This window comes from Streptomyces sp. URMC 129 (assembly GCF_051386415.1).
GTDB lineage: Bacteria > Actinomycetota > Actinomycetes > Streptomycetales > Streptomycetaceae > Streptomyces.
Genome location: NZ_JBPQTQ010000050.1, coordinates 23,452 through 36,499 on the forward strand (window position 1 = coordinate 23,452; position 13,048 = coordinate 36,499).

The 13,048-nt window shown below is 73.0% G+C and carries 15 protein-coding genes; 9 read left to right on the forward strand and 6 right to left on the reverse strand.

Translation table 11 applies throughout. The annotated features are described in order from the left end of the window. Window positions 1-32 precede the first annotated feature (32 nt). The 4 genes from ACSNOC_RS12860 to rpmB form a co-directional block, all read right to left on the reverse strand. Window positions 33-1,943 (reverse strand): ABC transporter ATP-binding protein, encoded by a 1,911-nt coding sequence (locus ACSNOC_RS12860; protein ID WP_436747507.1) that lies wholly within the window; start codon window positions 1,941-1,943, stop codon window positions 33-35. Window positions 1,944-2,455: 512 nt separating this feature from the next. Beyond that, window positions 2,456-3,412, reverse strand: coding sequence for a DUF3048 domain-containing protein (locus ACSNOC_RS12865; RefSeq protein ID WP_436747508.1), 957 nt, complete (start codon window positions 3,410-3,412; stop codon window positions 2,456-2,458). 121 nt (window positions 3,413-3,533) lie between these two features. Further along, entirely contained in the window at window positions 3,534-3,839 is a 306-nt protein-coding gene (gene rpsN, locus ACSNOC_RS12870) for a 30S ribosomal protein S14 (protein ID WP_436747509.1), read from the reverse strand. Beyond that, window positions 3,839-4,075, reverse strand: coding sequence for a 50S ribosomal protein L28 (rpmB, locus tag ACSNOC_RS12875; protein ID WP_436747510.1), 237 nt, complete (start codon window positions 4,073-4,075; stop codon window positions 3,839-3,841). Before rpmB ends, rpsN begins: the two co-directional genes overlap by 1 nt. A gap of 55 nt (window positions 4,076-4,130) precedes the next feature. On the opposite strand from rpmB, the gene rpmG reads away from it, so the two are divergent. From rpmG to ACSNOC_RS12895, 4 genes are all read left to right on the forward strand, one after another. Next, window positions 4,131-4,295, forward strand: coding sequence for a 50S ribosomal protein L33 (gene rpmG, locus ACSNOC_RS12880; protein WP_436747511.1), 165 nt, complete (start codon window positions 4,131-4,133; stop codon window positions 4,293-4,295). 32 nt (window positions 4,296-4,327) lie between these two features. After that, window positions 4,328-4,630: a type B 50S ribosomal protein L31 gene (locus ACSNOC_RS12885; protein WP_436747512.1), complete on the forward strand. Its 303-nt coding sequence runs from the start codon at window positions 4,328-4,330 to the stop codon at window positions 4,628-4,630. Continuing rightward, window positions 4,630-5,808 carry a CobW family GTP-binding protein gene (locus tag ACSNOC_RS12890; RefSeq protein WP_436747513.1) on the forward strand — a complete coding sequence of 393 codons (1,179 nt, stop codon included), beginning with the start codon at window positions 4,630-4,632 and terminating at the stop codon, window positions 5,806-5,808. The genes ACSNOC_RS12885 and ACSNOC_RS12890 overlap by 1 nt, the downstream gene beginning before the upstream one ends. Before the next feature lie 289 nt (window positions 5,809-6,097). Next, window positions 6,098-6,334 carry a DUF397 domain-containing protein gene (locus ACSNOC_RS12895; protein ID WP_436747521.1) on the forward strand — a complete coding sequence of 79 codons (237 nt, stop codon included), beginning with the start codon at window positions 6,098-6,100 and terminating at the stop codon, window positions 6,332-6,334. 52 nt (window positions 6,335-6,386) lie between these two features. Here the strand turns inward: ACSNOC_RS12895 and ACSNOC_RS12900 are convergent, their stop codons facing one another. Next, on the reverse strand, window positions 6,387-6,875 hold the full coding sequence (locus ACSNOC_RS12900) for an ATP-binding protein (RefSeq protein WP_436747514.1): 489 nt from the start codon (window positions 6,873-6,875) through the stop codon (window positions 6,387-6,389). A gap of 294 nt (window positions 6,876-7,169) precedes the next feature. Here ACSNOC_RS12900 and ACSNOC_RS12905 point away from each other — a divergent pair, with 294 nt between their 5' ends. Together ACSNOC_RS12905 and ACSNOC_RS12910 are read left to right on the forward strand one after the other, a co-directional pair. Then, window positions 7,170-8,063 (forward strand): helix-turn-helix domain-containing protein, encoded by an 894-nt coding sequence (locus tag ACSNOC_RS12905; RefSeq protein WP_436747515.1) that lies wholly within the window; start codon window positions 7,170-7,172, stop codon window positions 8,061-8,063. A 36-nt stretch (window positions 8,064-8,099) separates the two neighbouring features. Beyond that, window positions 8,100-9,566 carry an aldehyde dehydrogenase family protein gene (locus tag ACSNOC_RS12910; RefSeq protein WP_436747516.1) on the forward strand — a complete coding sequence of 489 codons (1,467 nt, stop codon included), beginning with the start codon at window positions 8,100-8,102 and terminating at the stop codon, window positions 9,564-9,566. Here the strand turns inward: ACSNOC_RS12910 and ACSNOC_RS12915 are convergent. Then, entirely contained in the window at window positions 9,563-10,228 is a 666-nt protein-coding gene (locus ACSNOC_RS12915; protein WP_436747517.1) for a PadR family transcriptional regulator, read from the reverse strand. The genes ACSNOC_RS12910 and ACSNOC_RS12915 overlap by 4 nt on opposite strands. A gap of 170 nt (window positions 10,229-10,398) precedes the next feature. On the opposite strand from ACSNOC_RS12915, the gene ACSNOC_RS12920 reads away from it, so the two are divergent. The 3 genes from ACSNOC_RS12920 to ACSNOC_RS12930 all read left to right on the forward strand — a co-directional run bounded on the left by ACSNOC_RS12920 (window position 10,399) and on the right by ACSNOC_RS12930 (window position 13,045). Continuing rightward, the gene (locus ACSNOC_RS12920) at window positions 10,399-11,421 is read left to right on the forward strand and encodes an ATP-binding cassette domain-containing protein (RefSeq protein ID WP_436747518.1); all 1,023 of its coding nucleotides are present in this window, start codon (window positions 10,399-10,401) and stop codon (window positions 11,419-11,421) included. Continuing rightward, on the forward strand, window positions 11,418-12,215 hold the full coding sequence (locus ACSNOC_RS12925; protein WP_436747519.1) for an ABC transporter permease: 798 nt from the start codon (window positions 11,418-11,420) through the stop codon (window positions 12,213-12,215). Before ACSNOC_RS12920 ends, ACSNOC_RS12925 begins: the two co-directional genes overlap by 4 nt. Window positions 12,216-12,286: 71 nt before the next feature. Further along, a complete protein-coding gene (locus tag ACSNOC_RS12930; RefSeq protein ID WP_436747520.1) occupies window positions 12,287-13,045 on the forward strand; it encodes a MerR family transcriptional regulator in 759 nt (252 codons plus the stop codon). Window positions 13,046-13,048: the final 3 nt, after the last annotated feature.

Genomic DNA, 13,048 nt, shown 5'->3' on the forward strand with positions numbered 1-13,048 from the left:
GACGGGACGTCAGCTCCTCCGGGCGGGGGCGGTCAGGCACCCGGCCCGACCGGCGCCGGGGTGGCCCGCGCGGCGGTTCCCGCCGCCGTCTCGAACTGGGTCCGGTACAGCTCCTCGTACCGCCCGCCGGCCGCCAACAGCTCCTCGTGCGTGCCGCGTTCGACGATCCGCCCGGCCTCGACCACCAGGATCTGGTCGGCCGCCCGCACGGTGGACAGCCGGTGCGCGATGACCACCGACGTCCGCCCGGCCAGGGCCTCGGCCAGCGCCTCCTGCACCGCCGCCTCCGAGGTGGCGTCCAGGTGCGCGGTCGCCTCGTCGAGGATCACCACCCGGGGGTGGGCCAGCAGCAGCCGGGCGATCGTCAGCCGCTGCCGCTCGCCGCCCGACAGGCGGTAGCCGCGCTCGCCGACGACCGTGTCCAGACCGTCCGGCAGCCCGGCCACCAGCGCGTCGAGGCGGGCCCGGCGCAGCACGTCCCACAGCTCGTCCTCGTCCGCCTCCGGCCGGGCCAGCAGCAGGTTGGCGCGGATCGTGTCGTGGAAGAGGTGGCCGTCCTGGGTGACCATGCCCAGCGTCCGGCGCAGCGACTCGGCCGTCAGCTCCCGCACGTCCACCCCGCCCACCCGCACGGTGCCCGCGTCGGCGTCGTACAGGCGCGGCACCAGCTGGGCGATGGTCGACTTCCCGGCGCCCGAGGAGCCGACCAGCGCCACGAGCTGCCCCGGCTCGGCGCGGAACGAGACGCCGTGCAGGACCTGTTCGCCGCCGCGGGTGTCCAGCGTGGCGACCTCCTCCAGGGAGGCCAGCGAGACCCGGTCGGCGGCCGGGTAGGCGAAGTCCACCCGGTCGAACTCGACCGCCACCGGGCCCTCGGGCACCGGGCGGGCGTCCGGGCGCTCCTCGATCAGCGGCTTGAGGTCCAGCACCTCGAACACCCGCTGGAAGCTGACCAGCGCGCTCATCACCTCGACGCGGGCGCTGGCGAGCGCGGTGAGCGGGGCGTACAGGCGGGTGAGCAGCATGGCCAGGGCGACGACGGCGCCGGAGTCGAGGCTGCCGCGCAGCGCGTAGAAGCCGCCGAGGCCGTAGACCAGGGCGAGGGCGAGCGCGGAGACCAGGGTGAGCGCGGTGACGAAGACCATCTGGAGCATGGCGGTGCGCACGCCGATGTCCCGCACCCGCCCGGCCCGCCGCGCGAACTCGGCCGACTCCTCCTCCGGCCGCCCGTACAGCTTGACCAGCGTGGCGCCCGGCGCGGAGAACCGCTCGGTCATCTGGGTGGACATCACCGCGTTGTGGTCGGCCGCCTCCCGGGAGAGCCGGGCCAGCCGGGCACCCATGTGGCGGGCGGGCAGCACGAAGACCGGCAGCAGGACCAGCGCCAGCAGCGTGATCTGCCAGCTGATGCCGAGCATCACGCCCAGTGTCAGCAGCAGCATCACCACGTTGCTCAGGACGCCGGACAGGGTGCCGGAGAACGCGCGCTGGGCGCCGATCACGTCCGAGTTGAGGCGGCTGACCAGGGCGCCCGTCCTGGTTCTGGTGAAGAACGCGACCGGCATCCGCTGCACGTGGTCGTAGACGGTGGTCCGCAGGTCGAAGATCAGCCCCTCCCCGATGCGCGCCGACAGCCAGCGGGCGAGCAGCCCGATCGCGGCCTCGGCGAGGGCGATGGCGGCGATCAGCAGCGCGAGGGTGACGACCTCCCGCTCGGTGCCCTGGCCGGCGATCGCGTTCACGACCCGGCCCGCGAGGACCGGCGTGGCCACGGCGAGCAGGGCGGTGGCGACGCTGAGCAGCAGGAACGTGACGAGCGCGGGCCGGTGCGGCCGGGCGAAACGGGCGATGCGGCGGAGCGTCGCGCGGGTGAAGGGCCGTTGGTCGTCCTTCGCGTGGCGGGCGTTGTAGAGGGCGTGCCAGGCGGTCATTTCCATGCTCATGGAAGGAGCGTAGAAGCTCAACAATACTTTAAGTCAAGGGGCGCGCAGGGGCGGCCGGCCCGCCGTGACGGAGTCGCCCCATGGACCGCACCGGGGCCGCCCGCCCGGCGCCGCCGTTTCCGCTCCGCCGGGACGCTCGCCGGGCGTTCCCGCGGGGGAGCGCGGAACCGTCACGTCCCTCGCGGACCCGGCGCGTGCACCGGCACACCCGGTGCCGCGCGGCCCGGACGCCCCCACCTACGGGGCGCTGAGGACCACCCGGAGACCGAGTGCGGCGGCCCGCTGCCTTCCCGAGCGGAACGTCCGCGCCCGGCAGACCGTCACCGCCGCCGGGGTGTCGGCACCTGGCCTCCCTGATGTCCGGCGACACCGTGGCCCAGCCCTCCGGCTCGCCGTCGCGTACGACCCGCGGCCCCCGTTCGGCACCGGCAGCCCGGACAAGGCCGGCCTCGCGCCTGCTCGCCGACTCCCGGACGTGGCCGGGGCCGCCCGGCCCCGGCGGTACCGCGCGCTCAGTCGCTCTTCTCGGCGAACACCACCCAGACCGGCCCTTCGGCGAACCGCATCGGCTCCCCGTCCGGCGTGGTGAACTCGGTCCCCTCGTCCTCGTCGGTCCGCTCCCACTCCGCCGCGAACGCCTGCCCGTCCCGCAGCACCGTGGCGTCGCCGGAGCCGACCGTCTCGGTGTACGGGGTGAAGCTGCCCAGGAAGTCGTGGTACTCGGACTGCCGGATCGTCACCTCCTGCACGACGACCGTGGCCGCGCCCACGCCGGCGTCCGTGCCGTCCATGGCGACCTGCCACCGCTTGTCGGACGCGGACCAGGTGAAGGAGAACCCGGCGCTGGGGAAGCTGACGTCGTACTTCTCGGTCGGCTCGCCCCCGGCGGGCGCGTCCCCGAAGCGGAAGCCGATGTCGGACGCCTCGCTCGCGTCGGGCGCGGCCTCGAGGATCCGCTCCGGATGGACGTAGAGGTTGTACGGGGCCTCGCGCCCGTCGTCGCGCTCGTAGGCCTCCGGCACCTGGTCCGGCGACTCCGCGAAGAGCGGCGCCTCCGCGATCAGCGGCTTGAGCGCGGTCTGCACGCCCGAGTACGCCAGGGCCGGCTCCCCGAACTGCCGCAGCAGCTCCAGGTCCGACTCGCGGGCGCTGCGCACCGGCCCGACGAGGTCGGGGAGGTGGCTGGAGTACACGGCGATGAGCCTGCTCAGGCCCGCCTCCACCTGCTCGACGTAGACGATGTCCGCCTGGTCGAGCCCGGTGTGCGGCCTCGCCTCGGGCGAGTTGTCGATCTTGACCGCGACCACCGGGCCGCTCTCCGTCTCCTCGCCGGTGAACGGCGACACGTCCCCGGACTCGGTCGGATCGCCGTCCTGGTTCCCGTTGTCGCCGTCGCCCCCGCAGCCGGCCACCGCCAGCAGCGCGCCGAGCGCCAGGACCGCCGCGCGGGTCCGTATGCTTCCAGCCACCTCAATCACCCCAATAGCCCCTTTTGTCCACAATGCACCAGTGCACCACGGATCGGCGCGTCGCGCTTCTCGCGAGGGTGATGCCCGCTCGCGGGGCCCGGCACGGGGAAGGGGCCGGGGGTCACCAGCTCGACTTGCGCACCCCCGGCAGGAATCCGGCGTGCGCCTGGCTCCTGACGTTGACCCGGGAGAGCCCGAACGCCCGCAGGTGCCCGCGCGGGCGGCCGTCGACGCTGTCCCGGTTGCGGACCCTGGTCGCGCTGGCGTCCCGTGGCTGGCGGCGCAACTCACGCTGCGCGGCCTCCCGTTCGGCCTCGGGCGTGCCGGGGTCGCGGATCAGCTCCTTCAGCTCGGCCCGGCGCGCGGCGTACCGGGCGACGATCTCCTTGCGCTGTTCGTTCTTCGCGATCTTGCTCTTCTTGGCCATCAGACCCGCTCCCCCCGTGCCCGGATGCGGGCGACGGCCCGCTCGATCCCGATGGCGTCGATCGTCTTGATCCCCTTCGCGCTGAGCGTGAGCCGGACGTACCGGCCCTCGCTGGGGAGCCAGTAGCGCTTGTGCTGGACGTTGGGGTCGAAGCGGCGCGAGGTCCGCACGTGGGAGTGCGAGATGGAGTTGCCGAAGCGCGGCCGGCGGCCGGTGAGCTGGCAGTGGGCGGACACGGTGTGATCCTTCCCTTAATGAAAATGGTTCTCGTTTCTGTTGTATGGTAGCGGCATGGCCAGAGACGAGATCCGCCCGGTGGTGAAGCTGAGATCCACGGCAGGCACCGGGTACACGTACGTGACCCGCAAGAACCGCAGGAACGATCCCGACCGCCTCGCCCTGCGGAAGTACGACCCCGTCGCCCGTCGGCACGTCGTCTTCCGCGAAGAGCGCTAGCGCGCCGGGCCGAGCACGAGAGGAGCACCGCCATGAAGGAAGGCATCCACCCGGAGTACCGGCCGGTCGTCTTCCGCGACCGCGCCGCCGGCTTCGCGTTCCTGACCCGGTCCACCGCGACCAGCGAGAAGACCGTCGAGTGGGAGGACGGCAACACCTACCCGGTCATCGACGTCGAGACCTCCTCGGCCAGCCACCCCTTCTACACCGGCACCGCGCGCGTCCTGGACACCGCCGGCCGCGTGGAGCGGTTCCAGCGCCGCTACGGCCGGGGCGGCGGCGGGCGCGAGGGGTCCGGGGACGCCGAGAAGCGCGAGAAGCCCGAGGACCGTTGATGGAGCCGTCACCCACCCCCCGCGACCCGTCCGCCGCGCTCCCCGTCGTCCTCGTCGGCGGGCTGCACGGGGACGCCCGCCGCGTGGCCGTCACGCGGCTGCTGCGGACCGTGCCCGGCAGCCTCGCCCTCCACCACGACCTGTCCGGGGCGACCCGGTCCACGGTCACCAGGACCGTGCGCGACGCCGGGGGCCTGCTCGGCAGCGGGGAGACCCCGCTCGTCAACGACTGCGCCTGCTGCGCGCTCCGGGCCGACCTGGTGCCCGAGCTGATCCGGCTGGCCGACGAGGGGACGTGCCGGCTGGCCGTGGTGGAGCTGTGGGACTCGGTGGAGCCCAAATCCATGGCCGAGGTGATCGCCGAGCACGGCGCGGGCCGGCTCCGGCTGTCCGGTGTGGTGACCGCCGTGGACCCGGCGCTGGTGCTGCCGTACCTGGCGTGCGGCGACGACCTGACCGAGGCCGGGCTCGCCGCCGCCGCGAGCGACATGCGGACCGTGGCCGACACCTGGGCCCGGCAGCTCGAGTACGCGCCGCTGCTGGCCCTGGTCGAGGGCCCGGAACCGGCGGACGAGACGGACCACGCGCTGCTCGCGCAGCTGCACCCGACCGCGCGCCAGGTCCGTGCGGCGGACCAGGAGTTCGCGCGGCTGGCCACCGCCGGGTTCGACGTCGAGGCCGCGGCGGCCCGGCAGAACCCGGCCACCGCGCTGCTGCCGCAGGAGGCCGACCACGGCGGCGTCGGCACCCTCGTCTGGCGGCACCGGCGGCCGTTCCACCCGGAGCGGCTGTACGCCGCGCTGGAGGAGCTGACCTGCGCGGCGCCGCGCAGCCGGGGCCGCTTCTGGCTGGCCGACCGGCCGGACGCGCTGCTGACGTGGGACGCGGCGGGCGGCGCGCTGTGCGTGGAGAACGCCGGGCCCTGGCTGGCCTCGCTGCCGGACGCCGCCTGGGAGCTGGCCCCGGCCACCCGCCGGGCCGCCGCCGCCCTCGACTGGGACCCGGAGTTCGGCGACCGTGTGCAGCACCTGGTCTTCACGTCCCCCGGCCTGGACACGGACGGGCTGCGCGCGGTGCTGGCGTCGTGCCTGCTGACCGACGAGGAGTACGCCGCCGGGCGCGACGCCTGGCGCCGGCTGGGGTCCGCGTTCGACGACCTGCTGGATCCCGTCTCCTGACCACCGTCCGGCCGGTCGGCCGGATCCGACTCCCCGCCGCCCGGGGGCCGTTCCCGCCAGGCCCCCGGGCATCCGCTTGCGTCGATTCCCGCGCATCGGGGAACCGGCGCCGGGCAGGTGCCGTCTCAGGAGTGGCCCGGACCACGCGTGACGAGGCGGCGACTCCGCGTCGTGCACGTGCATTGTCCGGTGCATATGCACCGGAACACCGTTATGATCGCGGGCAGCCGGGTCCCATGGCCGCTTTCGAGGACCCCTGTTGCGCCACTCGCACGACCGGGAGACACCAGTGCCCGACGCGTACAACGGCATCGCCGCACACCTGATCCGGGATGTCCTGTGGCTCAAGAGCAGCTACAGCAACTCGCAGGGCACGTGCGCCGAGTTCGCCAAGCTGCCCAGCGGGGACGTCGCCATGCGCAACTCCCGCTTCCCCGACGGGCCCGCGCTGGTGTACACACCGGCCGAGATGGAGGCCCTGCTGCGCGGCGCGAAGGACGGCGAGTTCGACCACCTGATCGGCTAGGGCCCGCCCGGGGCGTGGCGTCGGGTGCCCCGGGCCGTCAGGTCGTCGGATGTCAGGTGGTCCGGAAGACCGCCCAGACCACCTTGCCGCGCCGGCCGCCCGTCAGCGGGCGCCAGCCCCAGCCGTCGCTGAAGCACTCCACCAGGTGCAGCCCGCGCCCGGACTCCGCCGCGCCGTCCATGCTGCCCATCCGCGGCGACGCCTCGCTCGGGTCCTGCACCGCGCAGATCAACCGCCGCGCGCAGCGCATGAGTTCCAGCTCGACGGCGGGCGGCGCGGCGGGCTCGAAGTCGGCGGCCCGGGGCCGCACCCCATGCCGCAGCGCGTTGGTCACCAGCTCGGACACCACCAGCGCGACCCCGTCGAACAGCTCGGCCAGCCGCCACCCGTGCAGCGTGCTGCGAGTGAAGTCCCGTGCCTGGCGCACGGATTCGGGCCGGGGAGGGAGGCCGAGGGTCGCGGTACTGGAGAGGGTGCGCAGATCGGCTGGCAGGAATTGTCGCCCTAACACGTCGAGCATGGGCGTTCCGTTGGTCCCCATGGCGCGGCACACTCCTGGCATTGCGGCGGCACTGTCGTCCTCGGCGGCTGACGTCATGGGCAACCCCCGTACCCCGCCATCGCCCACGTGATGGTGACGGGGTCGTACTGCCACGCCGGTGACACGGCGCGTTGGAACTCATGCTTCCCAAGGCTTTCGGCAAATGCAAGGGCAGATGCACGTGCACGAAAAAATTTGATCGACCGTAATCAACCGCACACCGAACGAAGCCCGGAGGTGGCAGACTTCCCAGGGCAGAACTGGAGGGTAGTTGAAGGTATGAACACTCAGCGGATGGCGGGAGGTTCCGGTTCCGGTGCCGGGGACGGGGCCGTTCCCGGCGGCTCGATGGTGCGCCGCATCCTCCTCGGCTCCCAGCTCCGCCGGCTCCGCGAGGCGTGCGGGGTCACCCGTGAGGAGGCCGGCTACTCGATCCGGGCCTCCGAGTCGAAGATCAGCAGGATGGAGCTGGGCCGGGTGAGTTTCAAACCGCGGGACGTCGCCGACCTGCTGACTCTCTACGGCGTGACCGACGAGGCCGAGCGCGAGCCGCTGCTCGGCCTCGCGCGTTCCTCGGGCCAGGCGGGCTGGTGGCACAGTTACAGCGACGTGCTGCCGAGCTGGTTCCAGACGTACGTCGGCCTGGAGGCCGCCGCCGAGCGGATCGGCACCTACGAGCTGCAGTTCGTCCACGGGTTGCTCCAGACCGAGGACTACGCGCACGCCGTGATGGTCAGCGGCCACCAGGGACGGCTCCCCAAGTCCGAGGTGGACCGGCGGATCGCGCTGCGCCTGGGCCGCCAGAAGCTGCTCGTCTCCGAGAACACGCCGCACCTGCACTGCGTCCTGGACGAGGCCGCGCTGCGCCGCTTCCACGGCGGGCGCTCGGTGATGGACGGTCAGCTCCGGGCGCTGCTGGAGTTCTCCGAGCACCCCAACATCACCCTCCAGGTCGCCGCGTTCGCCGGTGGCGGCCACGTCGCGGAGTCCGGCGCGTTCACCCTGCTGCGCTTCGCCGAGGAGGAACTGTCCGACCTGGTCTACCTGGAGCAGCTCACCGGGGCCCTCTACCTCGACAAGCGCGAGGAGGTCGCCGCCTACCAGAAGGTGCTCGACCGGCTCGCCCAGGAGGCCCTCGACCCGGCGGCGACCCGGAAACTGCTCGCGGAGATTCGTCAAGTTCTCTGAGTCAGGAGCCGGTTGCCGCCCCTGGAATCACGGTCCATGGCTGCCTCGGCTTCGTTCCAGGACCTCGCCCTCCAGTACATCGCCGGCGCGTGGCGCCCGGGGCGCGGGTCCTGGGAGATCATCGACGTCAACCCGTGGAACGGCGACAAACTGGCCGCGATCACCGTGGCCACCGCCGACGAGGTGGACGAGGCGTACCGGGCCGCCGAGCGCGCCCAGATCACCTGGGCGCGGACCAACCCCTACGTCCGCAGGCGGGTGTTCGAGCGGGCGCTGCGGGTGGTCGAGGAGCGCGAGGCCGAGTTCACCGAGCTGATCGTGGCCGAGCTCGGCGGCACCCGCCGCAAGGCGGGCTTCGAGGTGGCGCTGGTCAAGGAGATGCTGCGGGAGTCCACGCGCTGGGCGACCGCCACCGAGGGCCGCATCCCGCCCTCCATGACCGACGGCAAGGAGAACCGCGTCTACCGGCTGCCGGTGGGCACCGTCTGCGTCATCTCGCCGTTCAACTTCCCGCTGTTCCTGGCCATGAAGTCCGTCGCCCCCGCCCTCGCGCTGGGCAGCGCCGTGGTCCTGAAGCCTCATCAGGACGCACCGGTGACCGGCGGTTCACTCGTCGCCCGGATCTTCGAGGAGGCGGACCTGCCGCCCGGCCTGCTCAACGTCGTCATCACCGACATCGCCGAGATCGGTGACGCGCTCATCGAGCACCCGGTGCCGCGCGTCATCTCCTTCACCGGCTCCGACAAGGTCGGCCGCCACGTCGCCACGGTCGCCGCCGCCGGGTTCAAGCGGTGCGTGCTGGAACTGGGCGGCAACAGCGCGCTGATCGTCCTGGACGACGCCGACCTCGACTACGCGGTGGAGGCCGCCGTCTTCAGCCGCTTCATCCACCAGGGCCAGGTGTGCATGGCGGCCAACCGGGTCCTGGTGGACCGCTCGGTGCTGGCCGCGTCCACCGAGAAGTTCACCGCCAGGGTGCGCGCGCTGCGGACCGGCGACCCGGCCGACCCCGAGGTGCAGGTCGGCCCGCTGATCGGCCCCCGGCAGGCCGAGTCCGTCACCGCGCTGATCGAGGAGGCGATCCGCGACGGCGCCACCGCGCTCGTCGGCGGCCCGACCGTGCGGAACGTGGTCCCGCCGACCGTGCTCACCGGCGTCCCCGAGGACTCCCCGGTGCTGCGGCGCGAGATCTTCGGCCCGGTCGCGCTTCTCATCCCGTTCGACGGCGAGGACGAGGCGGTCCGCATCGCCAACGCGACCCCCTACGGCCTCAGCGGCGCGGTCCACACGGCCGACACCGAGCGCGGGGTGCGGCTGGCCCAGCGGATCGACACCGGCATGATCCACGTCAACGACTCGACCGTCGCGGACGAGCCGCTGGTCTCCTTCGGCGGCGAGAAGTGCTCGGGCATGGGCCGGCTCAACGGTGAGGCCACGGTCGACGCGTTCACCACGACCAAGACCATCACGATCCAGCACGGCCGCACCGCGTTCCCGTTCTAGTCCTCCGCTCCCGTCTCCCCGTCGCCGGAACCGGAGCCCCGGCCCGGGCCCGGGGCGAACGGGTTCTCCACCCCGTCCGGCAGCACGTCCACGCTCCGCTCGCCCTCGCCCGCCATCACGTAGGCGCCGCCCTCCAGACGCCCGATCAGGCCGCGCGTCCACTCCGCGCTGCTCTCGGCGTTGTGGATCCACAGCCGCATGATCTCGCCGATATGCCCCCACTCGGCGGGCGTCGCCTGCGGCGTCCAGTGCTTCAGGACTTCCTCGCGCCACCCCTCCAGCGCCGCGACCCGCTCCTTCAGCAGCGCGATCGCCTCGGCGCGCGGCAGGTCGACGATGAAGCCGACGCCGCTGGTCAGCACGTCGATGCGCTGGTCGTGGGCGCGCAGCGACTCGCGCAGCAGCTCCAGATACGTCGCCTCGCCCGCCTCGGTCAGCTCGTACTCGGTGCGCGGCGGGCCCCCGGCGGTGCTCCGGGCGGTGTCGTGGGCGAGCAGCAGGCCCTGCTTCGCCATCTGCTTCAGGGCGTGGTAGATCGAGCCCGGCTTGGCGTTCGACCACTCGTGCGCGCCCCAGAACTCCAGGTCGTTGCGCACCTGGTAGCCGTGCGCCCGTCCGTGCTGGCGCACCGCGCCCAGAACCAGCAGCCGCATGACCGACATCAGCTCTCGCCCTTCTCCCGCCCGGAGGCAGTCTCTCACCGCCGCACAGGGCCCGACTCATCAAGTTTGACTACTTCCGGGATCGAGGCTACTCTCACCCTCCCATTCCGCTAATCAAATTTGACTAATGTGGCGCCCCTGCCCTGGAGCGGGGCGCGGAAGGGAACCGGATGGAAGCGGCGATCCTCGCCGAGGACCTCAGGAAGACATTCGGCAACGGCAGGCGCGGCGGCGGCGGAAAGGCGGCCGGGCCCGCGCTCGACGGACTCGATCTCACCATCCGGCGCGGCACCGTCCACGCGGTCCTCGGCCCCAATGGCGCGGGCAAGACCACCGCTGTCCGCATCCTCACCACCCTGCTGCGCCCCGGCGGCGGCCGGGCCGCGGTGGCCGGCTTCGACGTGACGACCCACCCCGACCGGGTGCGGCGCCGCATCGCGCTGCTGGGCCAGCACGCCGCCCTGGACGAGGAGTTGAGCGGCCGGCAGAACCTGGAGCTGTTCGGCCGCCTCCGCCGCCTCGGCGGCCCCGGCGCCGCACGCCGGGCCGGGGAGCTGCTCGACCGGTTCGGCCTGGCCGACACCGGCCACAAGCCGGTCCGCCAGTACAGCGGCGGCATGCGGCGCAGGCTCGACCTCGCCGCCGGCCTGATCACCGACCCCGAGATCCTCTTCCTGGACGAGCCCACCACCGGGCTCGACCCGCGCGGCAGGACCGAGGTGTGGCAGGCCGTCCGCTCCCTCACCGGCGGCGGCACCACCGTTCTCCTCACCACGCAGTACCTGGAGGAGGCCGACCAGCTCGCCGACCGCGTCTCCGTCCTCGACCGCGGCCGGCGCATCGCGGAGGGCACCGCCGACGAGCTGAAGTCCGCGGTCGGCGGGGACCGCGTCGACGTCGTCGTGCGCGACCCCGCCCGGCTGACCTCCGCCGCGGCCGTCATCGGCATGGCCGCCCGCGCCCCCGGCACCACCACCGACCCCGACCGCCGCCTGGTCAGCGCCCCCGTCACCGACCGGATGGCGGCGCTGACCGAGACCGTCCGCGCCCTGGACGCCGCAGGGATCGAGGCCGAGGACATCGCCCTGCGCCGCCCCACCCTCGACGAGGCGTTCCTCCACCTGACCGGCGCCGGGACCACCGGCGCCGGGACCACCGGCGCCGGGACCACCGAACAGGAGCCCGCCGCATGACCGCCCATGCCCTCACCGACGCCCTGTCCGACGCCGTCACCCTCACCCGGCGCGGGCTCGCCCACTGGGCCCGCCGCCCCGGCCAGTTCGCGGTCGGCCTCGCCTTCCCGGTGATGATGCTGGTGATGTTCGCCTTCCTCCTCGGCGGCGGCATGGCCGTCGAGGGCGGCGGCGACTACACCGAGTTCCTCGTCCCCGGCATGCTCGCGCTCACCATGGCCTTCGGCCTGGAAGCCACCATGGTGGAGCTGACCCAGGACATCAACCGCGGCATCCTCGACCGCTTCCGCTCCATGCCCATCGCCCCCTCCGCGATCCTCGTCGGCCGCAGCCTGCTCGACATGCTCTCCTCCACCATCAGCCTGCTGATCATGGTCGGCGCGGGCCTGGCCATCGGCTGGCGCTGGCACGGCGGCGCCGCCGAGACCGCCGCCGCGCTCGGCCTGCTGCTCCTGCTGCGCCTGGCCATGCTGTGGGTCGGTATCCACCTCGCCCTGGTCGCCGGCCGCCCCGAGTCCGTGCAGGCCGTGCAGATCCTGGTCTGGCCGGTGGCGTTCCTCTCCAACGCCTTCACCTCGCCGGAGACCATGCCCGACTGGATGGGCGCCCTCGCCGCCTGGAACCCGATGTCCGCGACGGCCGGCGCGGTCCGCGAACTCTTCGGCAACCCCGGCTGGCAGGCGGGCTCCTGGCCCGCCGACCACGCCCCGGCCCTGGCCGTCGCCTGGCCGCTGCTGCTGCTCGCCGTCTCCGTCCCGCTCGCGCTGCGGCGCTACGCGAGACTGGGCGACTGAGCAAAACGACTTGCACCTCACGCGGCGTGAGGGCCGACGGTGGAGCCGTACCGACAGACAAGGAGACGGACGTGAGCCACTCGGTCGGCCAGGTCGCCGGCTTCGCCGGAGTGACGGTGCGCACCCTGCACCACTACGACGCGATCGGGCTGCTGGTGCCGAGCGAGCGCACGCACGCCGGGCACCGGAAGTACAGCGACGCGGACCTGGACCGGTTGCAGCAGATCCTCTTCTACCGGGAGCTGGGCTTCCCGCTGGAGGAGATCGCCGTCCTCCTGGACGATCCCCGCGCGGATCCCCAGGAGCACCTGCGCCGCCGCCACGCGCTGCTGACGGACCGCGTCGACACCCTGCGCGCGATGGCGGCGGCCGTCGAACGAGCCATGGAGGCACGGAAGATGGGGATCAACCTCACCCCCGAGGAGAAGTTCGAGGTCTTCGGCGACTTCGACCCCGACGAGTACGCGGAGGAGGCGGAGCGCCGCTGGGGCGACACCGAGGCCTACCGCGAGTCCCAGCGCCGCGCCGCCCGCTACCGCAAGGAGGACTGGCAGCGGATCAAGCGGGAGGCCGACGACCTGAACGCCCGCCTCGCCGCGCTGATGGACGCGGGCACGCCCCCGGAGTCGGAAGCGGCGATGGACCTGGCGGAGGAACACCGCCGCCACATCAGCGCCCACTTCTACGACTGCACCTACGAGATCCACAAGGGCCTGGCCGAGCTCTACGTGACGGACGAGCGCTTCACGACGACGATCGACGCCACCCACCCCGGCCTGGCGGCCTACCTCCGCACAGCCATCCTCACCAACGCCGCCCGCCACCCCTGACCC

What these genes read in the sequence shown, in the direction of transcription:
- ACSNOC_RS12860 (WP_436747507.1), bottom strand. Translation starts at nt 1,943, where the DNA reads ATGAGCATGGAAATGACCGCCTGGCACGCCCTCTACAACGCCCGCCAC.
- rpsN (WP_436747509.1), bottom strand. Translation starts at nt 3,839, where the DNA reads ATGGCCAAGAAGAGCAAGATCGCGAAGAACGAACAGCGCAAGGAGATC.
- rpmG (WP_436747511.1), top strand. Translation starts at nt 4,131, where the DNA reads ATGGCCAGAGACGAGATCCGCCCGGTGGTGAAGCTGAGATCCACGGCA.
- ACSNOC_RS12885 (WP_436747512.1), top strand. Translation starts at nt 4,328, where the DNA reads ATGAAGGAAGGCATCCACCCGGAGTACCGGCCGGTCGTCTTCCGCGAC.
- ACSNOC_RS12890 (WP_436747513.1), top strand. Translation starts at nt 4,630, where the DNA reads ATGGAGCCGTCACCCACCCCCCGCGACCCGTCCGCCGCGCTCCCCGTC.
- ACSNOC_RS12900 (WP_436747514.1), bottom strand. Translation starts at nt 6,875, where the DNA reads ATGGGGACCAACGGAACGCCCATGCTCGACGTGTTAGGGCGACAATTC.
- ACSNOC_RS12905 (WP_436747515.1), top strand. Translation starts at nt 7,170, where the DNA reads ATGGCGGGAGGTTCCGGTTCCGGTGCCGGGGACGGGGCCGTTCCCGGC.
- ACSNOC_RS12910 (WP_436747516.1), top strand. Translation starts at nt 8,100, where the DNA reads ATGGCTGCCTCGGCTTCGTTCCAGGACCTCGCCCTCCAGTACATCGCC.
- ACSNOC_RS12915 (WP_436747517.1), bottom strand. Translation starts at nt 10,228, where the DNA reads ATGTCGGTCATGCGGCTGCTGGTTCTGGGCGCGGTGCGCCAGCACGGA.
- ACSNOC_RS12920 (WP_436747518.1), top strand. Translation starts at nt 10,399, where the DNA reads ATGGAAGCGGCGATCCTCGCCGAGGACCTCAGGAAGACATTCGGCAAC.
- ACSNOC_RS12925 (WP_436747519.1), top strand. Translation starts at nt 11,418, where the DNA reads ATGACCGCCCATGCCCTCACCGACGCCCTGTCCGACGCCGTCACCCTC.